Origin of the sequence: Streptomyces sp. SKN60 (assembly GCF_026236535.1) — a bacterium.
In the GTDB taxonomy this organism is placed as follows: domain Bacteria; phylum Actinomycetota; class Actinomycetes; order Streptomycetales; family Streptomycetaceae; genus Streptomyces.
Genome location: NZ_JAHTMW010000019.1, coordinates 96,051 through 114,227 on the forward strand (window position 1 = coordinate 96,051; position 18,177 = coordinate 114,227).

The 18,177-nt window shown below is 71.6% G+C and carries 22 protein-coding genes and 1 pseudogene; 5 read left to right on the top strand and 18 right to left on the bottom strand.

Going from position 1 to position 18,177, the window contains the following annotated elements:
* Positions 1 to 32 precede the first annotated feature (32 nt).
* The 3 genes from KV205_RS27920 to KV205_RS27930 form a co-directional block, all read right to left on the bottom strand.
* Entirely contained in the window at positions 33 to 674 is a 642-nt protein-coding gene (locus KV205_RS27920) for a TetR family transcriptional regulator (RefSeq protein ID WP_265867478.1), read from the bottom strand.
* A gap of 44 nt (positions 675 to 718) precedes the next feature.
* Complete coding sequence (locus tag KV205_RS27925; RefSeq protein ID WP_265867421.1) at positions 719 to 1,969, bottom strand: GNAT family N-acetyltransferase; 1,251 nt, start codon at positions 1,967 to 1,969, stop codon at positions 719 to 721.
* A 156-nt stretch (positions 1,970 to 2,125) separates the two neighbouring features.
* Positions 2,126 to 2,776 (bottom strand): ABC transporter substrate-binding protein, encoded by a 651-nt coding sequence (locus KV205_RS27930; protein ID WP_265867422.1) that lies wholly within the window; start codon positions 2,774 to 2,776, stop codon positions 2,126 to 2,128.
* Between the two features lie 141 nt (positions 2,777 to 2,917).
* On the opposite strand from KV205_RS27930, the gene dtd reads away from it, so the two are divergent.
* Positions 2,918 to 3,343: a D-aminoacyl-tRNA deacylase gene (gene dtd, locus KV205_RS27935; RefSeq protein WP_265867424.1), complete on the top strand. Its 426-nt coding sequence runs from the start codon at positions 2,918 to 2,920 to the stop codon at positions 3,341 to 3,343.
* Positions 3,344 to 3,394: 51 nt separating this feature from the next.
* Here the strand turns inward: dtd and KV205_RS27940 are convergent, their stop codons facing one another.
* The 6 genes from KV205_RS27940 to KV205_RS27965 all read right to left on the bottom strand — a co-directional run bounded on the left by KV205_RS27940 (position 3,395) and on the right by KV205_RS27965 (position 8,394).
* The gene (locus KV205_RS27940) at positions 3,395 to 4,360 is read right to left on the bottom strand and encodes a folate-binding protein YgfZ (protein ID WP_265867425.1); all 966 of its coding nucleotides are present in this window, start codon (positions 4,358 to 4,360) and stop codon (positions 3,395 to 3,397) included.
* A 21-nt stretch (positions 4,361 to 4,381) separates the two neighbouring features.
* Positions 4,382 to 4,891 (bottom strand): Fur family transcriptional regulator, encoded by a 510-nt coding sequence (locus KV205_RS27945; protein WP_265867426.1) that lies wholly within the window; start codon positions 4,889 to 4,891, stop codon positions 4,382 to 4,384.
* Between the two features lie 71 nt (positions 4,892 to 4,962).
* Complete coding sequence (locus tag KV205_RS27950) at positions 4,963 to 5,535, bottom strand: FABP family protein (RefSeq protein ID WP_265867427.1); 573 nt, start codon at positions 5,533 to 5,535, stop codon at positions 4,963 to 4,965.
* A 254-nt stretch (positions 5,536 to 5,789) separates the two neighbouring features.
* The gene (locus KV205_RS27955; protein ID WP_265867428.1) at positions 5,790 to 6,656 is read right to left on the bottom strand and encodes a hypothetical protein; all 867 of its coding nucleotides are present in this window, start codon (positions 6,654 to 6,656) and stop codon (positions 5,790 to 5,792) included.
* Entirely contained in the window at positions 6,653 to 7,525 is an 873-nt protein-coding gene (locus KV205_RS27960; protein ID WP_265867429.1) for a hypothetical protein, read from the bottom strand. Before KV205_RS27960 ends, KV205_RS27955 begins: the two co-directional genes overlap by 4 nt.
* A complete protein-coding gene (locus KV205_RS27965; RefSeq protein WP_265867430.1) occupies positions 7,522 to 8,394 on the bottom strand; it encodes a hypothetical protein in 873 nt (290 codons plus the stop codon). The genes KV205_RS27960 and KV205_RS27965 overlap by 4 nt, the downstream gene beginning before the upstream one ends.
* Positions 8,395 to 8,517: 123 nt before the next feature.
* Here KV205_RS27965 and KV205_RS27970 point away from each other — a divergent pair, with 123 nt between their 5' ends.
* The gene (locus KV205_RS27970) at positions 8,518 to 8,880 is read left to right on the top strand and encodes a DsrE family protein (RefSeq protein WP_265867431.1); all 363 of its coding nucleotides are present in this window, start codon (positions 8,518 to 8,520) and stop codon (positions 8,878 to 8,880) included.
* A gap of 174 nt (positions 8,881 to 9,054) precedes the next feature.
* On the opposite strand, the gene KV205_RS27975 is transcribed toward KV205_RS27970, so the two are convergent.
* The 9 genes and pseudogenes from KV205_RS27975 to KV205_RS28010 form a co-directional block, all read right to left on the bottom strand.
* Positions 9,055 to 9,354 carry a DUF3099 domain-containing protein gene (locus KV205_RS27975; RefSeq protein WP_265867479.1) on the bottom strand — a complete coding sequence of 100 codons (300 nt, stop codon included), beginning with the start codon at positions 9,352 to 9,354 and terminating at the stop codon, positions 9,055 to 9,057.
* Between the two features lie 10 nt (positions 9,355 to 9,364).
* A pseudogene (locus tag KV205_RS27980) lies at positions 9,365 to 9,571 on the bottom strand (XRE family transcriptional regulator); the annotation flags it as partial.
* 484 nt (positions 9,572 to 10,055) lie between these two features.
* Positions 10,056 to 10,343, bottom strand: coding sequence for a DUF1416 domain-containing protein (locus KV205_RS27985; protein ID WP_265867432.1), 288 nt, complete (start codon positions 10,341 to 10,343; stop codon positions 10,056 to 10,058).
* A 36-nt stretch (positions 10,344 to 10,379) separates the two neighbouring features.
* Complete coding sequence (locus tag KV205_RS27990; protein WP_265867434.1) at positions 10,380 to 11,225, bottom strand: sulfurtransferase; 846 nt, start codon at positions 11,223 to 11,225, stop codon at positions 10,380 to 10,382.
* A 170-nt stretch (positions 11,226 to 11,395) separates the two neighbouring features.
* A complete protein-coding gene (locus KV205_RS36575) occupies positions 11,396 to 11,476 on the bottom strand; it encodes an Ms5788A family Cys-rich leader peptide (RefSeq protein WP_352021666.1) in 81 nt (26 codons plus the stop codon).
* Positions 11,477 to 11,659: 183 nt separating this feature from the next.
* Positions 11,660 to 12,352 (bottom strand): DUF2993 domain-containing protein, encoded by a 693-nt coding sequence (locus KV205_RS27995; protein WP_265867435.1) that lies wholly within the window; start codon positions 12,350 to 12,352, stop codon positions 11,660 to 11,662.
* A gap of 103 nt (positions 12,353 to 12,455) precedes the next feature.
* Positions 12,456 to 13,655, bottom strand: a complete 1,200-nt coding sequence (locus tag KV205_RS28000) for a hypothetical protein (protein ID WP_265867436.1) — start codon at positions 13,653 to 13,655, stop codon at positions 12,456 to 12,458.
* Positions 13,656 to 13,665: 10 nt separating this feature from the next.
* Entirely contained in the window at positions 13,666 to 13,920 is a 255-nt protein-coding gene (locus KV205_RS28005; RefSeq protein WP_265867437.1) for a MoaD/ThiS family protein, read from the bottom strand.
* 45 nt (positions 13,921 to 13,965) lie between these two features.
* Positions 13,966 to 14,844, bottom strand: coding sequence for a S9 family peptidase (locus KV205_RS28010; RefSeq protein WP_265867438.1), 879 nt, complete (start codon positions 14,842 to 14,844; stop codon positions 13,966 to 13,968).
* A 187-nt stretch (positions 14,845 to 15,031) separates the two neighbouring features.
* On the opposite strand from KV205_RS28010, the gene KV205_RS28015 reads away from it, so the two are divergent.
* The 3 genes from KV205_RS28015 (at position 15,032) to KV205_RS28025 (ending at position 18,162) form a co-directional block, all read left to right on the top strand.
* On the top strand, positions 15,032 to 15,913 hold the full coding sequence (locus KV205_RS28015; protein ID WP_265867439.1) for a response regulator transcription factor: 882 nt from the start codon (positions 15,032 to 15,034) through the stop codon (positions 15,911 to 15,913).
* 61 nt (positions 15,914 to 15,974) lie between these two features.
* Positions 15,975 to 17,000: a LacI family DNA-binding transcriptional regulator gene (locus KV205_RS28020; protein WP_265867440.1), complete on the top strand. Its 1,026-nt coding sequence runs from the start codon at positions 15,975 to 15,977 to the stop codon at positions 16,998 to 17,000.
* A gap of 124 nt (positions 17,001 to 17,124) precedes the next feature.
* Positions 17,125 to 18,162, top strand: a complete 1,038-nt coding sequence (locus KV205_RS28025) for a S1C family serine protease (protein ID WP_274710928.1) — start codon at positions 17,125 to 17,127, stop codon at positions 18,160 to 18,162.
* Positions 18,163 to 18,177: the final 15 nt, after the last annotated feature.

Genomic DNA, 18,177 nt, shown 5'->3' on the forward strand with positions numbered 1-18,177 from the left:
ACCCGGTCAGTTTCGCCGCCTCGCGCGCCCCGTCAGTACGGCAGGCCCTCCGCGAGGCGCCGGAACGCCTCCCGCGTCGCCGCCTCCGCGTCCGGCAGCAGCTCCGCCACCCGCTCCCCCGCCTCGACCCGCCGCACGTTCTCGTGCGCCAGGACCCGCAGCACCGCCACGATCTGCGCCGCCGCAAGCCGCGCCGCCAGGGAGTCCGCATCTCCCGAGGCTGCGCCCGAGCCGCCGCCCAGCGCCGCCGCGAGGGCCTCCTCCGAACGGCCCTGGTACGCGGCCATGCGGGCGACCAGCGCAGGAGTGCCGTACAGCAGGCGCAGGAAGGCGAGGACCCGCGGATCGTCGTTCAGCCCCGTCACCGGGTCGCGGCGGGCCAGCCCCGCGAGGACGTGGTCGCGCAGGGCCGCGAGCGGCTCGGCGCCCGCCGCCCGCGCGGCGGCCACCACGCGGGCCGGCTCGTCCTCGTGGTCGGCGAAGCGATAGAGCGCCAGGTCCTCCTTGGCCGGGAAATAGCGGAACAGCGTCGGCTTCGACACCTCCGCCGCCGCCGCGATCTCCGCGACCGACACCGCGTCGAAGCCGCGCTCCAGGAACAGCTCGACGGCCGTGTCCGAGAGCGTCTGCCGCGTCCGCTCCTTCTTCAGCTCCCGAAGCCCGCTCACGGTCACGGTCACCCCTTCACACGCTCGCACGCGTTCTCACACGCTCTCGATCAGAAGATGTCCATGCTCCACGGTCGCCGCGACGTGCGCAGCAGCAGGTCCGCCCGCGCCGCCGCGCCGGCCGCCGGCTCCTCGATCCGGCCGAGGGCGGCGAGCCGTACCGCCGACTCGTCGCCGAGCGCCAGCGTCGCCAACTCGGCCACGTCCAGGACCAGGTCGGGCGCGGCGGTGGTCGGGACGCAGCTGCCACCCGCCGGGGAGGCATCGAGCCGGTAGCGCCCGTTCGCGTAACCGGCCGCGTCCTGCACCTCCAGGACGAGGGCGCCCTCCGTCGCGTACGTCCGCGGCTCGAACACCTTCGGTACGTCCAGGATCCGCAGCCACACCATGTCGGCGTGGGTGAGCACCTGCGCGGCGCGCGGGTCGGGCAGCAGCAGCGGGAGGACGTCGTCCGGCGCGCGGTAGCCCGTACGCACCTTGGTGACCCAGTCGACGGAGCAGACGAAGCGCCACAGGGCGCGCTCGGCGGCCGGCGTGACCGCGATCAGATCGCGCACGGTCGCCGTGTTGACCGGCTGCTTCTGGTCGCTCCACTTGTCGTCGGTGGTGTACGCGACATAGCCCTCGACCTCGCCGACGGCGGACCGGTAGATCGCGTAGAACGGCTCGGTCCACGGCTGGGCGTGGTACGCGTTTCCGGTGCCGAGGTCCCAGCCGCGCGGCGTCCGGTCGGTGATCCCGGCGCACTGCGCAGCGAACCGGCGGTGCAGCTCCGGGCCCTCCTTGCGGATCTCGGCGGCGTCGGAGAAGTCGATCCGCCCGCCGCCGTCCTCCGCCGACGGCCCCGACCAGTGGCGGTCGAGCCCGGAGCGGGTCACGTCGACCAGCCATTCGGTGGCCCAGCTGGCGACGCCGAAACCGAACCGTCCGTAGATCGGGTACTCGGCGGCGATCAGCGTCGCGCAGGCGTCGCCCCGCTCCTTCGCGAGCGCCAGGTCGTCCGCCATCATCCGGCTGAGCAGGCCGCGCCTGCGGTGGGTCGCGGCGACGGTGACCGCGCTGACCGCGTTCGCGGCGAGGTCCGCGCCGCCGACCGTGGACAGCTTCTGGTCGAAGGAGTGGAAGGTGGCCACCATCCGGCCGCGGTCGAACGCGCCGAAGGTACGGGAGAGGTCGGTGTGCGGCAGCCGGTCGGCGACCTCCTCATCCGCGACCACCGGTGGGCTGAGGAAGCCGCCCCGCTTGGCCACCAGCCACGCGTGGAACTCGGACTCGTCGATCGCACGCACCTCAAGGCTCATCCTTCGAGGCTATGCGGGCGCGCCGGGCCGCCGCACGCGAGTTTCCACGCGCCAGCTCCACGCGCGTGTGCCCGTACGCGAGCTCCACCGCGCGCGTGCCCGTACGCGAGTGTCCACGCGCGCGTGCGTGAGGCGCGTGCGTCAGGGCTGCACGGCTCACGCCAGCAGGTCGTCGACCTGCGCCTCGCCCTCCCGGTAACGGCGGGCGATCTCCGCGCTGCAGTCGTCGGCGGTCCGCTGGAGCTCCTGCCGGCGGCGCGAGACCTGCTGCTCGTAGCCCGCGAGCCGCCCCATCGCCAGGTGCAGCTCCTCGTCCGTACGCGCCGTGAGGTCCGACAGCTCGACCTCCGACAGCATGTCGGACGCCAAGCGCCGGTACTCCTCGCTGCGCGGCGTCGACAGCGTCACGTGCCGCGCCGAACGCGCCACCGCCCCGGACCGGGACGGCGCGTCCGCGAGGATCTCCGACAGCCGGTCGACGACCGGCGTCTCCGGGTCCGTACGCCGCGCCAGCTCCGCGCGCAAGATGTCGATCCGGCCTTGCAGCATCCGCCGTACGTAGCTGAGGTCGGCCTCGTCGCCCTGCGCGTCGCGGCGCAGCGCGCGCAGCTCGGGCAGCCGGAGGCCGCCGAGGTCCGGCTGCGCCCCGTCCGGCAGCTCCGGCTCGGCGGAGCGCTGCACGGGCGGGCGCCCGACGGCGCCACCCGTACCACCACGGGCGGTGGATGCGGATGTGGATGTGGTGGATGTGGTGGTGATCAGCGGTACGGGACCGGACGGCGTCGGCCCGGTGCCAGGTGCACTCATGTGAATCGTCCCCTCGACCGGTGCGGTCGGCCGCACCGCCTGACACGCATGGTGCCACTGCGGACCCGGCGGACGCAGGCGCTCTGCACCCGTTCGGCCCTCCCCGTGTCAGCCGCTGGGCCGATCGGTAGGTTGGTCCGTATGCGAGCAGTGGTGCAGAGGGTCGACGGCGCGAGCGTCGTCGTCGCAGGGGAGACCGTCGGCGAGATCGTCGGCGAGGGGCTGTGCGTCCTGGTCGGGGTGACCCACGACGACACCCCCGAGAAGGCCGCGCAATTGGCCAGAAAGCTCTGGTCCGTCCGGGTACTGGAGGGCGAGAAGTCCTGCTCCGACGTGAACGCGCCGCTGCTCGTCATCTCGCAGTTCACCCTGTACGGCGACGCCCGCAAGGGCCGCCGCCCCACCTGGAACGCCGCCGCGCCCGGCCCGGTCGCCGAGCCCCTCGTCGACGAGGTGGTGGCGCAGCTGCGGCAGCTGGGCGCGCACGTGGAGACGGGCCGGTTCGGAGCGGACATGCGCGTCTCGCTCACGAATCACGGCCCGTTCACGGTGCTGGTGGAGGTGTAGCCGTAGGGATCAGCCTTACGGCTACAGCCACGGCCACAACCACGGCTACGGCTACGGCTCGACGACGGTCTCCTGCGCGGCGGCCGTCGTCCCCGCGATCAGCTCGGCGTCCACCGGCACGTTCCGCTTCACCAGGGCGAGGGCGATCGGCCCCAGCTCGTGGTGCCGGGCCGAGCTGGTGACGAAGCCCAGCTGGCGGCCCTCCTCGCCGTCCGCGGCGAGCCGCACCGGCGTGCCGGGCCCGGGCAGCAGCACCTCGCTGCCGTCCAGGTGCAGGAAGACCAGGCGGCGCGGCGGCTTGCCCAGGTTCTGCACCCGGGCGACCGTCTCCTGGCCGCGGTAGCAGCCCTTCTGCAGGTGCACGGCGCTGCCGATGAGCCCGATCTCGTGCGGGATGGTCCGGTGGTCGGTCTCGAAACCGAGCCGCGGCCGGTGCGCCTCGACCCGCAGCGCCTCGTACGCGAGGATGCCGGCGGCCGGCCCGTGCGAGGCGGCGAAGGCCTCCAGGTCGGCGCGCGGCAGGAACAGGTCGCGGCCGTGCGCCGTCTCCCGTACGACCACGCCGTCCGGCACCTCGGCGATCGAACCGGCCGGGAGGTGGACGACGGCGAAGTCCTCGGTCCGGTCGGCGATCTCCACCCGGTAGTAGAACTTCATCGACTCCAGGTACGCGAGGAGCGCCTCCTCCGTCCCCGGCTCGACGTGCGCCCAGACCGTCTCGCCGTCGTCGACGAGGTACAGGGCGTGCTCGATGTGCCCGTTCGCGGAGAGGATCAGCGCCTCGGTGGCCTGGCCGGCCGGCAGGTCGCTGACGTGCTGGGTGAGCAGCAGGTGCAGCCAGCTCAGCCGGTCGGAGCCGGTGACGGTGACGACGCCGCGGTGGGAGAGGTCGACGAAACCGGTGCCGTCGGCGAGGGTCCGCTGCTCGCGGAACAGGTCGCCGTAGTGCGCGGCGACGCCTTCGTCACGGCCTTCGGCGGGGACGGCGCCGGGCAGGGACAGCAAGGGGCTCTTCATGCAGAAAAGCCTACGACTCCGCTACGACTCCGTGGCCGCGGCCTTGTGCGCGGAGTCGTCCGCGGCCGTGTCCGCGGCCTTGTTCGCCTTGTTCGCCTTGTTCGCCTTGTTCGCCTTGCTTGCGCAGTCCTGGCAGCGGCCGAAGATCGCGAAGTGCTTCATGTCCGTCTCGAAGCCGAAGGTCTCGCGGAGCTTGCCGGTGAACTCGGCGGCCACCTCCACCTCCGCCTCGATGACCTCCGAGCAGTCCCGGCAGACCAGGTGCAGATGGTGGTGCCGGTCGGCGAGGTGGTAGGTCGGCGCGCCGTGGCCCAGATGGGCGTGGCTGACCAGGCCGAGCTCCTCCAGGAGCTCCAGGGTCCGGTAGACGGTGGAGATGTTCACGCCGGACGCCGTCCTGCGGACCTCGACGAGGATCTCGTCCGGGGTCGCGTGCTCCAGCGCGTCCACGGCCTCCAGGACAAGCTGGCGCTGAGGCGTCAGCCGGTAGCCGCGCTGCCGCAGGTCGCTCTTCCAGTCGGTGCTCACCACGCCCCCAGTGTATGAGGGGGCGTGGCGGACACAGGCCGTCCTGCTCGAACGTCCTACTTGGAGAAAACGTCCTACTTGAAGAAGGCGATGCCGTCGTCGGGCATGTCGGGGAGGTTGCGCGCCATCTCGGCGACCTCCTCCGGGGTGACGACCTTCTTGAGCTGCGCCGACATGTAGGGGCGGAGCGGCACCTCGGGGGTGGCCTTCTCGGCGACCCACATCAGGTCGCCCTTCACGTAGCCGTAGAGACGCTTGCCACCGCTGTACGGGCCGGAGGCCGCGGTACGGGCGACGGCGTCGGTCGCGATGTCGATCTGCGGCTTCTGGTCGGCGAGCTCGCCGTACCAGACCTCGACGACGCCCTGGTCGCGGACCATGACGATCTCGACCTGGCGCTCCTTGTCGATGCGCCAGTAACCGCTCTCGCTCTCCAGCGGGCGGACCTGCTTGCCCTCGGCGTCGAGGACCCAGGTGCGGGAGTGGTACTCGATGAAGTCCCGGCCGTCGTGGCTGAACGTCACGGTCTGGCCGAAGTTGCACTTCTCGGCGCCGGGGAAGTCGGAGACGCCCGCGCCTTCCCACGTGCCCAGCAGGAACGCGAGGGGAACGAGGCCCGGGTTGAGGTCGGACGGGATCTGGATCATGAGCAGCTCAGGCGATCTCTGTGGTGGGGGGTTAGCGCTGGCCCTGGTACAGCTTCTTCACGGTCAGACCGGCGAAGGCGAGAACCGCGACGCAGACGAGCGCCAGCAGGGTTTCGAAAAAGACGATCACTTTGGTGCTCCTCGGTGAGCGGTGAAGGCGGTACGGGCCGGCCCCCAGCTTAGTGGGCGGGGACCGGCCCCTCTCGGTGAGGTGGGTCTCGTACGCGATCTCGTACGGGATCTCGTACGGGATCTCAGCCGAGCAGCTGGTTCTGCAAGGTGACCGTCTGCTGGAACGGTACGGGCGCCGCCTCGCCCTTGCGGGACTGGACGACCAGCGCGAGCGTGTCGCCGGCCTGGATGTAGGCCCAGCGGGTCTGCTCGGGGCCGTACGGCTCCTTTTCGGCCGTCGCGTACTGCACCGTGTCCGGCACCCGGGCGTCGTTCCCGAGCGCTTCGGTCCCGACGGACTGTATTCCTTCCAGGGGCGTGGTCGCGGCGGTGCCGGCGTGCACCGCATAGTCCTTGAAGTGCTCCGAGAAGGCTACGGACTTGAAGCGCAGCAGGTAGACGGCGCTCTTCGTGCCATCCGGCATGGTCCAGGCCCGGGCGGTGATATGCCGCAGCGCGGAGTCGTCGAATGCCTGCTTCAGCTCGGGGCGCTCGTCCTTGGAGTAGAGGGAGACGTACTGGTCGACGCTCACCCACACGCCGTCGAGCTTCGGGTCGACGGTCGCCCCGGCCGGCGCGGGCAGCAGTAGGGCGCGCAGGTCGGCGTGGTGCACCTCGCCCTCGTTGCCGATGGTGAAGGGGCGCGGGGAGCCCTCGGGCAGCGGCGGCAGGCTCAGCTTCGGGTACGCCCAGCGGCCGTCGTTCTCGGTCGCGAGACCGGGCACGTCCGTGCGTTCCATCGAGGTGATCGCGGCGGCCGTCCCGGCCCCGAGCCCGCCGCACACCACGACGGCGGCGGCCCAGCGCAGGACGCTGCCGAGCAGCTTGCGGGAGCGGGGGTTCTTCGGAGCGGTCTCCGGGGCGGCCGGAGCCTCCTGGGCGACTGCGGCGTCCAGCGTGGCGTCTGGCGTGGCGTCCGGAGCGACGTCCGTCGGCTCGGTGACGGTCATACGTACTCCCCCGGGGACTTGATGTGGTCGAGCTGCTTCTTCACGAGCTCGGCGACGGCGGACTTGTCGAAGGGCCGGCTGCCGGAGGCGGTGACGGTGACCGAGTACTCGGAGTCGTACGCGGAGCAGACCATCCCGTCGAGGCTCTCCTCCGCGTGTTCGCCCTTCGGCTTCGGCATCGCCCAGCAGGTGGCGTTCTTGTGGCCGGCGATCTTCGGCCCCTTGGGGAACTTCAGGAGGCCGGCGAGCTCGTTGCGCATCTTGTGCATCTCGGCGCCGAACCGCTTGTTCTTCATCCGCACGACCTGCACCTCGAGGACGACGTTGGCGTCGTCGGAGGCGTAGGAGCGGACCGCGATGCCCTGGATGCCGAGCTTCTCGATCCGCTTGTCGAACTCGCGGCGCTTCTTGCCGGACAGGCCCTTTCCGGACTGCTTGACGAGGGCGACGGCGTCCTTGGCGCTGACCTCGCCGTCGTTGCCGAACTCCTCGACGTCGGGGCCGAGGCCGTACCCCTCGGGCACCGGCAGGAGCAGCTTGCTCAGCGGGGTCGAGGCGCGGCCGTCGGCGGCGTTCGCGGCCGGGTCCTTGGCCGGGGTGGGCGGCTCCTCCCAGGCGACGGTGGGCGCGTGGCGGTCGGCACCCGCGACGGTGACGCCGGTGAAGGTCGCGCCGGCGCCGACGCCGAGGACGAGGACGCCGGTGAGGACGTACGGGAAGAGGCGGCGCGGCGCGCGGGGCGCGGGCGTCTCGGCGACGGCGGGCGGCTCCACGAGCTCCGGCCCGTTCTGGCCCTGGTCCTGGTCCTTGTTCTGGTCCCGGTCCTTGTTCTGGTCCTGGTTCTCCACGGTGGTGGTCTCCTCGCTCACAGGCGCCCCAGCTGTCGCTCGGCCAGCGAGGTGATCTCCTTCTGGCTGATCTTCTTGGTGTCCAGGATGTAGACCTCGACCGCGACGTCTCCCCGGTGGACGACGGCCCTGGCCTCGTAGACGTCGACGAACCCTGCCTCCCGGTTGACGGGGAGGACGTAGCTGCGGCCCTCGGCGCTGCCCTTGAGCGGCTGGCCGTAACCGTTCTCCTCCTCCAGGCCCTCCCGCAGGGTCGTCGCCCGGTCGGCGGCCCCCAGACGGTCGTTGGAGCGGTACTGCAGCAGGTTGATGTGGACGGTCTTGAACTCGCCGATGGTCCAGGAGGTGGTGGCGATCCGGCGGATGCCGTTGTCCATGAGGTCTTCGAAAGCGCCGCTGGGCGACTCGAAGTCCTCGGCGTACGAGCTGACGCTCATCCAGTGGTCCTTGGGCGCGTAGTCCACGTCCTTCGCGCCGGCCGGCTTGGGCAGCAGCAGCTTGCGCAGGTCGCCCTCGGTCTTGAGGCCGCGGTCGTCGGCGACGGCGAGCGCGGGCGGCTCCTGACCCTTGGCGGCGGGCTTGGCCGGGTAGGCGAGGTCGACCTGGTTGAGCGGCGGCAGCGGGGTGGGCTCGCGCTCGGCCTGGACGCCGTAGCCGACGGCGACACCGCCGACGATGCCGAGCACGGCGGCGGCCGCGAGCAGCGCGAGCGTGCGGCCGCCGCGACGGCGGCGCGGCGCCGGCTCGTCGTCGGCGGGCACGGGACCGGCCGCGGGAACGGGCGGCACGTCTTCGGCAGGAACCGGCACCGTTGCGGGTTCCGCGGATTCGACGACCGGGCCGGGGGCGGGTGTCGGCTCGGCCTCCGGGGTGTTTCGAGCGGATTCCACCGCTTCTGTGGCTTCCAAAGCAGTCCCCCCACGAGACTAGAAGCGCGGATTCCGTTACCCGCGCGCCTAGCTGACACGCGAGGGGTGCATGAGGTTGCCGGGAACCGCATTACAGTTCGGTATATGGCGAAGAAGCTCGTGATCAAGGTGACCGCCGGGGCGGACGCCCCCGAACGCTGCTCCCAGGCCTTCACCGTGGCCGCCGTCGCCGTCGCGAGCGGCGTCGAGGTGTCCCTCTGGCTGACCGGCGAGTCCTCCTGGTTCGCCCTCCCGGGCCGCGCGGCCGAGTTCGACCTCCCGCACGCCGCCCCGCTCCCGGACCTGATCGACTCGATCCTGGCGGCCGGCCGCATCACCCTCTGCACCCAGTGCGCCGCCCGCCGCGAGATCACCGAGGACGACGTCCTGAAGGGCATCCGCATCGCGGGCGCGCAGGTCTTCGTCCAGGAAGCGATGTCGGATGAGACCCAGGCCCTGGTCTACTGACCTACCGGTCCCGCTTGTCCTTGCCGTCCAGCTCGTCCCACCACTCGTCCGACTGCTTGACTGATTTCCCGACGCGCCTCTCGCACTGCTCGGCCCCGGAGGGCCTCACAGGCTTCGAGCCGCTGCGCCGGACTCCGTCCGCCGAGCGTGGTGGGCCAGGGCCGGACAGCCCCCTCACCGGTCCCGCTTGTCCTTGCCGTCGAGCTCGTCCCACCACTCGTCGGACTGCTTGTCGCCCGTCGGATCGTCCCACCAGCGGTCCTCCGGGCCGCGCCGGTTCGCGATCATCGCCGCGACCGGCGGGATGACCATGGCGACCACGCACATGGCGATGGCGGCGGGGACGGAAAAGAGCCGCACGACGGCCCAGGCGCCCACGAAAAGCACCAGGCAGACGCCCATCATCCAGAAGTAGACGCGCCGTCGCCGTGCGTACACATCTTCAGCGTACGACCGGAACCCGACCCCGGACAGCGCGCGGGCGCTACTCCGGCGGCCGGCTGTACCGCTCCAGCGTCGCCTTCCTCATCAACGTGTCGACCAGCCGCAGCTCCCACGGACCGGTGCTCACGTCGAAGTCCTTGCCGAACCCGACCCACTTTCCGGTCATCCGCCGCCCGGTCGGCTCGACCAGCATCTGTACCGCCCCGTGGTACCGGGCGCTGTTGTAGTAACCGTCCTGGTCCTGCTGCCCGCAGTCCGCGACCGTCTCCGGCTGGGCGGCGTCTTCGTGATGTCGCAGTATCCCGCGGTCGAGGGGTGCTACGGCTGTCAGGCGTCCTTCATCCCCCGTGGCCCCGACAGGGACCCGGCGGTCGTGAGGCGCTGGGACCATCCCCCCGAGACATGGACGGAGTTGTTCCGGGCACACGGCTTCACCGATGTCGCAGCGACCGTCCTGCCGGCCCCGGGCACCGGGACCCGCCGCGTCGGCACGCTTCTGGTGCGCGGTGTGCGGGACGCATGCTCCTGAGCGAGCCTGGACGTTGCACGGCCCCGGGCCGACGACGTCGGCGGACGGAGTCCGGCGCAGCGCCTCGAAGCCCGTGAGGCGCCCCGGCGCCGAGTGGTGCGAGGGGCGCGTCGGGGAAATGGACCGAAGGGCCGTGCCTCAAGTCCCGGAAAGCGTCCAACCCCCAGGAGGCACGGCCCTTCGGCCGGTCAAGCGTGCGGCGTCACACCGCGATGGCGACCTCGGCCAGGCCGCCGTGCTGGGCCACGACCTGGCGGTCGGCGGTGCCGCCGGGGACCAGGGCGCGGACGGTCCAGGTGCCCTCCGCCGCGTAGAAGCGGAACTGGCCGGTGGCGGAGGTGGGGACCTCGGCCGTGAACTCGCCGGTCGAGTCCAGGAGGCGGACGTAACCGGTGACGGGCTGGCCGTCCTTGGTCACGTAGCCCTGGATGGTGGTCTCACCGGGCTTGATGGTCGAGGCGTCGGGGCCGCCGGGCTGCGCTCCGCACATGTCAGTAATCCTTACGGTCGAAGGGGGAGGAAGGTCTTACTTGTTGGCGCCGAGCTCGATCGGCACGCCGACGAGGGAGCCGTACTCGGTCCACGAACCGTCGTAGTTCTTGACGTTCGTGACCTCGAGCAGCTCGTGCAGGACGAACCAGGTGAGCGCGGAGCGCTCGCCGATGCGGCAGTAGGCGACGGTGTCCTTCGCCAGGTCGACCTGCTCGGCCTCGTAGAGGGCCTTCAGCTCCTCGTCCGACTTGAAGGTGCCGTCGTCGTTGGCGTTCTTCGACCACGGGATGTTGCGGGCGCTCGGCACGTGGCCCGGGCGCTGCGACTGCTCCTGCGGGAGGTGGGCCGGCGCGAGGAGCTTGCCGGAGAACTCGTCGGGCGAGCGCACGTCGACGAGGTTCTGGGTGCCGATCGCGGCCACGACGTCGTCGCGGAAGGCACGGATGGAGGTGTCCTGGGCCTGGGCCTTGTACTCGGTGGCCGGGCGGTTCGGGACCTCGGAGCCGTCGACCAGGTCGCGGGAGTCGAGCTCCCACTTCTTGCGGCCGCCGTCGAGGAGCTTCACGTCCTGGTGGCCGTAGAGCTTGAAGTACCAGTAGGCGTACGAGGCGAACCAGTTGTTGTTGCCGCCGTAGAGGACCACGGTGGTGTCGTTGCCGATGCCCTTGGCCGAGAGGAGCTTCTCGAAGCCCTCCTGGTCGATGAAGTCACGGCGGACCGGGTCCTGGAGGTCCTTCGTCCAGTCGATCCGGATGGCGTTCTTGATGTGGTTCTTCTCGTAGGCGGACGTGTCCTCGTCCACCTCGACGAGGGCGACCTGCGGGTTGTCGAGGTTGGCCTCGACCCAGTCGGCGTCGACCAGGACGTCGCTGCGAGCCATGCTGTTTCTCCTCCGGGGCAGTGTGCGGCGGTTCGTGCGGGGTGGTGCGGGTACGCGTCGGCTCGCGGTGCGGACGACGGCGTACGGCTGCGCAAGGGTGGCCCCGGCATCACGACGCGGGAATTTCACGCCGTAGGGGCCTGAGGGAATACGGGAGATGTGCGTCCCGCTCAGACCGAGCGACAGAGCATGGCGGCGACGCGGCACAGGTCTACTGCCCGCCGCTTCGTGAGTTCCGCCTGTCGCTTCATGCCCTCGATCGTAGGGACGGACCGGCGGCCGTGTCACCGGTGTGTCGTATTCTGAGACGCGATCATCCGATATACGAGATCGAAGGCGAGTACGGATCTCCCCCGGACGCCCGCCGAGCGCCCGCGTCCCTTCACTTTCTACAGATCGGACGCCGCCGTCTCAGAATGTGATCAGTTGGCTGCTCAGCCGGCGCCGAGCGCCACGTTCCGGCCGGTCACCGTCACCACGAGACCGTTCTCCCGGGCCTCGACCTTCGTCAGGCGCATGCCCTTCGGCAGGCCCTCGATCCGCCGGTCGAAGTCGGTGCGGGAGCGCACCATGCCCTCCAGGCCCGGGATGCCCTCGCCGGGCACCTCGTCCGCGCGCACCCGGATGGTGTCGCCGTTCACCAGGGTCACCGTGGACAGCACGGAGCGGGTCAGCGTCCGGCCCAGGATCCGCACCCCGCCCGTCACCTTCAGCTTGCCGTCGCCGCCGTACGCCACCTTCGCGTCCCGGCCCGAGGCCGCGGCCAGGTCGGGGTAGGCGATCAGGGCGGTGCCGTCGGCGCTGCCCGCGCGCTCGATCCCGTAGGCGTCGGTCAGGATCACGTCGTGCAGCGTGGCGTTCATCTCGTCGATCCGCACCGGGCGGCCCCCGGCCATCACCTGGACGCCGGTGAAGCGCACCTCGACCTCGTCGAAGCCGCGGCCGGCGGCCTGGGTGAGGAACGGGAAGCCCTTGATGTCGACGTCCGTGGACTCGGGACGCACCGCGCCGACCTGCACCCCCTCGGCGGCCTCCGACTCCGCGTACGACGCGGCGACCCGGTCCGCACCGACCAGGAGCCCGCCCAGCACCACGGCCACGATCAGCACCATCCGTAGTGCTCGCATGCGTTTCTGCCCCCAGATCACGAGTCCGGCCCCCCGACACAAGATCGACGTGTCAGGGGGCCGGTCGGTTCCCCGGAGTCTCACGCTCCGGTCGGTGCGGGGGCTACGCGAGCGCCCTGCCGAGCAGATAGATCGCGGGCACGGCGGCGGTCAGCGGCAGCGCCACACCGGCCGTCATGTGCACGAACCGCGACGGGTAGTCGTAGCTCGCCACCCGCAGCCCGACCAGCGCGCAGACGCCCGCGCCGAGGCCGAGCAGCGCGCCGGAGCCGCCGAGTCCGGTGAGCCCGCCGGCCGCGATGCCGCCGCCCGCCGCCGCGAGCAGCGCGACGACCACGGAGGCCGGGCCGGGCAGCGGGAGGGCGCGGGCCAGGACGGTGGCGGCGACGGCGACCGCGCCGACGACCACGGCGTCCGCCTCGGCGCCGAGCTGTCCGGCGGCCAGGATCGCCAGGGCCGCCGAGGCGACCGTCGCCATCAGGCCGTACATCCGCTCGTCCGGATCGGCGTGGCTGCGCAGCTGGAGCACCAGCGTGAGCAGCACCCACACGCCGAGGGTGCCGATGACGGCGGCCGGGGTGTGCTCCCGGCCGGCGATCAGGAGCACGGCGTCGGCGACGACCCCGCCGAGGAAGGCCAGCGCGATGCCCTGCCGGGCGGGCCACATGCCGTTGAGCCGGAACCAGCCGGCCGCGGTGAGGCCCTGGAGCAGCAGCAGTGGGACGAGTAGCGCGTACGGGCCGACGGCCGCGCCGACCGCGAGCAGCACGCCGAGACCGGCGGTGAGCGCGGCCGGCTGCATCCCGGGCTCGATGATCGGCGACCGGCCCTCGGCGCGGGCGCGCTGGGCGTCGGTGACCCGGGAGTTCCCGGAGAGGGTCGGCGGGGAGTAGGCGGGGCCGGGCTCCGCGGGGGCCGCCATCGCCTCGGGAGCGGGCGCGGGAGCGGGAGCGGGCTCGTACGCCACGGGGGCCGGGGCCTGGGCCTCGTACCCCTCGTACCCCTCGTACCCCTCGTACCCCTCGTACCCCTCGTACCCGTACGGCATCTCCGGGGGCAGCGGGTGGCCGCCCGTGGCGGGCTGCCGGCCGTACCCCTGGCCCTGGGGAGGCAGATACGTGGTGTCGTACGACACGGGCGCCTGCGGCTGCTGCACCACCGGCTGGTACTGCGTGTCCCAGGTCTGACCCTCCCACGTCTGGGTGATGCTCGGGTCGTACGGTTGACCGCCCTGGGGGCTCCCTTGGGCGCTCCCCTGGGGGCTCCCCTGCGGGTCGTACGGGTACTGCTGATCACTGCTCATGGTGTGCGGTTCACCCTCCTGCGAACGGGGGGAGCACCTCGACCGTGCCGCCCTCGGCCAGCCGTACCGTCTCATGCGCGCGGGTCCCGACCGGGTCGCCGTCGATGAGGAACGAGCAGCGCTGGAGGACCCGGGTCAGCTCGCCGGGGTGCCGCTCGCGGACCGAGGCCAGGGCCTCCGCGAGGGTCTCGGCGGCGTACGGCTCCTCGGCGACCCCCGCGGCCGCCTTCGCCGCGGCCCAGTAGCGGATGGTTCCCGCTGCCATAGCGGCACTCCCTTCGTTCGTGTGCGCGCCGCCCCCCATGATGGGCTATGGCCGGGCGAGCCAGTTCCCGAGGCGGTCGAGCAGCTCGTCGCCCGCCGCGTTCTCGGCGTGGCCCATGCCGCGCTCCAGCCACAGTTCGGCCGGACTGCCGGCCGTCTCCGCGGCCTCCACGAGCATCCGGGGGTGGTCGAGCGGGAAGTACGGGTCGCGGTCCCCGTGCACCACGAGCAGCGGGGTCGGCGCGATCAGCGGCACCGCCTCGAACGGCGCGAGCGGCACCGGATCCCACTCCTTGCGGTCGATCCGCGTCCCGAGGCCGTAGCGCCCGACCAGCCGGCCCACCGGCCGGGTGACCACCCAGTGCACACGGCGCATCGACGGCGTCCCCCGGTAGTACCAGCGGGCCGGGGCGGAGACGGCGGCCACGGCGTCCGCGCGGGCGTCCGTCCCCTTCTCCAGAGCGGCGTGCCGCAGCACGACCGAGCCGCCCATGGAGAAGCCGACCGTCGCCACGCGCGCGTGGCCGAGCTCGCGTGCCCAGCGGACGGCGGCGGACAGGTCCAGGACCTCGCGGTCGCCGACCGTGGAGCGGCCGCCGGAACGCCCGTGGCCGCGGAAGGAGAACGAGACCACGGCGGCGTGCCGGCGGAAGGCCTGCGCGGCGCGCCTGACCGCCGGCCGGTCGGCCGAGCCGGTGAACCCGTGCGCGAGGACCACCGCGGTACCTGCGCCCGCAGAGGCACCCGCGTAGGCACCCGCATCGGCGCCCGTATCGGTGACACTGGCTGTGGAGGGTTCGTAAACCGCCTCGATCCGGACACCGTCATCCGTACGCAACACCGTGCGCAAGGTGGCGCGGCGCGGGACGGAAGTGAGCGAGGAAACATCCACCATGTGAAATCGGCCCTCTGCCTCGGAACTCATGTGAGCTATTGTGCTTGGCAGAGGATCCGGGCAATGCAGCCCCCGGGTCCTTTTGTGTTTTCCGACCGTTGTTACGGACAGGTGAACAAAAGCTCTCGGGGCGCGAGGGCCGAGGAGGAACCGACGTCATGGACGATCGACCCCGTACGAAGCACGACCGACCGACGAGCGTGGCAGGTGGGACGCGATGAGTTCTCTGCTGCTCCTCACCAACGCTCTGCAGCCGTCGACCGAAGTGCTGCCCGCCCTCGGTCTACTGCTCCACAACGTGCGGGTGGCCCCCGCCGAGGGCCCGGCCCTGGTGGACACCCCGGGCGCCGACGTGATCCTGGTGGACGGGCGGCGTGACCTGCCACAGGTGCGCTCGCTCTGTCAGCTGCTGCGCTCCACCGGCCCGGGCTGTCCGCTGATCCTGGTCGTCACGGAGGGCGGTCTCGCCGCCGTCACCGCCGACTGGGGCATCGACGACGTACTGCTCGACACGGCGGGGCCGGCCGAGGTGGAGGCGCGGCTGCGCCTGGCCATGGGCCGGCAGCAGATCGGCGTGGACGACTCCCCCATGGAGATCCGCAACGGCGACCTGTCGGTCGACGAGGCCACGTACAGCGCCAAGCTGAAGGGCCGGGTCCTGGACCTGACCTTCAAGGAGTTCGAACTGCTCAAGTACCTCGCCCAGCACCCGGGGCGGGTCTTCACCCGGGCGCAGCTCCTCCAGGAGGTGTGGGGGTACGACTACTTCGGCGGCACCCGAACGGTCGATGTGCACGTACGGAGGCTCCGCGCCAAGCTCGGCCCGGAGCACGAGTCGCTGATCGGCACCGTCCGCAACGTCGGCTACCGCTTCGTGACGCCGGAGAAGGCGGACCGCTCGGCCGACCGTTCGGCCGACCGTTCGGCGGATCGGTCCACAGATCGTTCGGCCGACCGTTCGGCGGACCGATCGGGGGATCGATCGGCGGACCGATCGGGGGATCGATCGGCGGACCGATCGGGGGACCGTTCCGAAGGGCGCGCGGAGGCGCGCGTCAAGGCGGACACGCGGGAACTCACTCCGGTGGAGGACCGTTAACGTGGCGTATGCCACAGCGCGACCTGCCGGTAGGTAGGTCACCCCGCGTAGACTTCCGCGCGTGGCCAAGGTGACGCGGGATGACGTTGCGCGACTGGCGGGTACTTCTACCGCGGTCGTGAGTTACGTGATCAACAACGGACCCCGGCCGGTCGCCCCGGCCACGCGCGAGCGTGTCCTCGCCGCCATCAAGGAGCTGGGCTACCGACCCGACCGGGTGGCCCAGGCGATGGCCTCCCGGCGCACCGACCTCATAGGCATGATCGTGCCGGACGCCCGGCAGCCCTTCTTCGCGGAGATGGCGCACGCGGTCGAGCAGGCCGCCGCCGAGCGCGGAAAGATGGTCCTGGTCGGCAACTCCGACTACCGCACCGAGCGCGAGATCCACTATCTGCGGGCCTTCCTCGGCATGCGGGTGTCCGGTCTGATCCTGGTCAGCCAGGGCATGAGCGAGCAGGCCGCGAGCGAGATCGAGGCCTGGGACGCCAAGGTCGTGCTGCTGCACGAGCGGCCCGAGGCGATCGACGACGTCGCCGTCGTCACCGACGACATCGGCGGCGCGCAGCTCGCCACCCGGCACCTCCTGGAGCACGGGCACCCGTACGTGGCGTGCATGGGCGGCGTGCCGAACACCCCGGCCGTCGGCGACCCGGTCGCCGACCACGTCGAGGGCTGGCGGCGGGCCATGCTGGAGGCCGGCCGCCCGGTCGAGGGCCGGCTCTTCGAGGCCCCGTACAACCGCTACGACGCGTACAAGATCGCGCTGGAGATCCTGGCCGGGCCGCAGCGGCCGCCGGCCATCTTCTGCTCGACCGACGACCAGGCCCTCGGCGTGCTGCGGGCCGCCCGCGAGCTGCGCATCGACGTGCCGAGGGAGCTGGCCGTGGCCGGCTTCGACGACGTGAAGGAGGCGGCGCTCGCGGATCCGCCGCTGACCACCGTCTACTCCGACCGCCCGGCGATGGCCCGGGCGGCGGTGGACCTGGTGCTCGACGACTCGCTGCGGGTCGCGGGCTCGCGGCGGGAGCGGGTGAAGCAGTTCCCGTCGGCGCTGATCGTGCGCGGCTCCTGCGGCTGCGAGCACTGACCCCGTAAACCCGGCCCTGCCTGACCCGTACACGTCGAGTCTTTATTTCGGGCATACAGGCTTCTGTCGGGCTTCTCACCCCGTCCTCAGACGGTTCTCATGTACGGCTCCGAGAGTCGTAGCCATGACGGACGACACACAGCCCCAGCCGCAGCAGCCCCAGCCGCAGCAGCAGCCGTACTACCCGCCGCGGCCCCCGTACGAGCCGACGTACCCGACGTACGACACGACGTACGCCCAGGCCCCCGCGCCCTCGCCGCGCCGCCGTGCCAAGCGCGGGGTCGGTCTCATGGCCGCCGTGGCCATCGCCGCGGCGGCGGTCGGCGGCGGAACCGCGACCCTCGTCGAGCGCTGGACCGACGGCGGGACCGCGACCGCGTCCGGCGCCGTGAGCGGCACCAACGTCTCCGCGAGCAGCAAGGGCACCGTCGCCGGCGTGGCCCAGGCGGTGTCCCCGTCCATCGTGGAGATCTCGGCGAGCTCGAACTCCGGCAAGTCGACCGGCTCGGGCGTGATCATCACCTCCGACGGCGAGATCGTCACCAACAATCACGTCATCTCCGGCGCCTCGCAGATCAGCGTGCAGCTCAGCGACGGCAAGACGTACACCGCGAAGGTCGTCGGCACCGACCCCGACAAGGACCTCGCGCTGATCAAGCTGCAGGGCGCGTCCGGACTGAAGACCGCCACGCTCGGCGACTCGTCCAAGGTGCGGGTCGGCGACGAGGTCGTGGCCATCGGCTCGCCCGAGGGCCTGACCGGCACCGTCACCAGCGGCATCGTCTCGGCGCTCGACCGCGATGTGACCGTCGCCAAGGAGGACGGCGGCCAGGACGGCGGTCAGGGCGACGGCCAGGGTCAGCAGCAGTGGGACCCGCGCCAGGGCTGGCCGTTCGAGTTCGGCGGGCAGCAGTTCAACGGCGACACCGGCTCCTCGAAGACCACGTACAAGGCGATCCAGACCGACGCCTCCCTCAATCCCGGGAATTCCGGCGGCGCGCTGATCAATATGAACGGCGAGATCATCGGCATCAATTCGGCCATGTATTCGCCCAGTTCTTCGAGCGGCTCCACGGCCGGCAGCGTCGGCCTCGGATTCGCGATCCCGGTGAACACCGTCAAGGCCGACCTGGACCAGCTCCGCTCTGGCGGCGACAGCTGAACAGCACCCCGGCCG

Coding starts and splice junctions, on each gene's coding strand:
- KV205_RS27940 (WP_265867425.1), bottom strand. CDS start 4,360: ATGAAGAGCCCCTTGCTGTCCCTGCCCGGCGCCGTCCCCGCCGAAGGC.
- KV205_RS27995 (WP_265867435.1), bottom strand. CDS start 12,352: ATGCGAGCACTACGGATGGTGCTGATCGTGGCCGTGGTGCTGGGCGGG.
- KV205_RS27955 (WP_265867428.1), bottom strand. CDS start 6,656: ATGACCGTCACCGAGCCGACGGACGTCGCTCCGGACGCCACGCCAGAC.
- KV205_RS27985 (WP_265867432.1), bottom strand. CDS start 10,343: ATGTGCGGAGCGCAGCCCGGCGGCCCCGACGCCTCGACCATCAAGCCC.
- KV205_RS27970 (WP_265867431.1), top strand. CDS start 8,518: ATGGCGAAGAAGCTCGTGATCAAGGTGACCGCCGGGGCGGACGCCCCC.
- KV205_RS27925 (WP_265867421.1), bottom strand. CDS start 1,969: ATGAGCCTTGAGGTGCGTGCGATCGACGAGTCCGAGTTCCACGCGTGG.
- KV205_RS28010 (WP_265867438.1), bottom strand. CDS start 14,844: ATGAGTTCCGAGGCAGAGGGCCGATTTCACATGGTGGATGTTTCCTCG.
- KV205_RS27950 (WP_265867427.1), bottom strand. CDS start 5,535: ATGATCCAGATCCCGTCCGACCTCAACCCGGGCCTCGTTCCCCTCGCG.
- KV205_RS28000 (WP_265867436.1), bottom strand. CDS start 13,655: ATGAGCAGTGATCAGCAGTACCCGTACGACCCGCAGGGGAGCCCCCAG.
- dtd (WP_265867424.1), top strand. CDS start 2,918: ATGCGAGCAGTGGTGCAGAGGGTCGACGGCGCGAGCGTCGTCGTCGCA.
- KV205_RS27990 (WP_265867434.1), bottom strand. CDS start 11,225: ATGGCTCGCAGCGACGTCCTGGTCGACGCCGACTGGGTCGAGGCCAAC.
- KV205_RS28025 (WP_274710928.1), top strand. CDS start 17,125: ATGACGGACGACACACAGCCCCAGCCGCAGCAGCCCCAGCCGCAGCAG.
- KV205_RS28005 (WP_265867437.1), bottom strand. CDS start 13,920: ATGGCAGCGGGAACCATCCGCTACTGGGCCGCGGCGAAGGCGGCCGCG.
- KV205_RS36575 (WP_352021666.1), bottom strand. CDS start 11,476: ATGAAGCGACAGGCGGAACTCACGAAGCGGCGGGCAGTAGACCTGTGC.
- KV205_RS28015 (WP_265867439.1), top strand. CDS start 15,032: ATGAGTTCTCTGCTGCTCCTCACCAACGCTCTGCAGCCGTCGACCGAA.
- KV205_RS27930 (WP_265867422.1), bottom strand. CDS start 2,776: ATGAGTGCACCTGGCACCGGGCCGACGCCGTCCGGTCCCGTACCGCTG.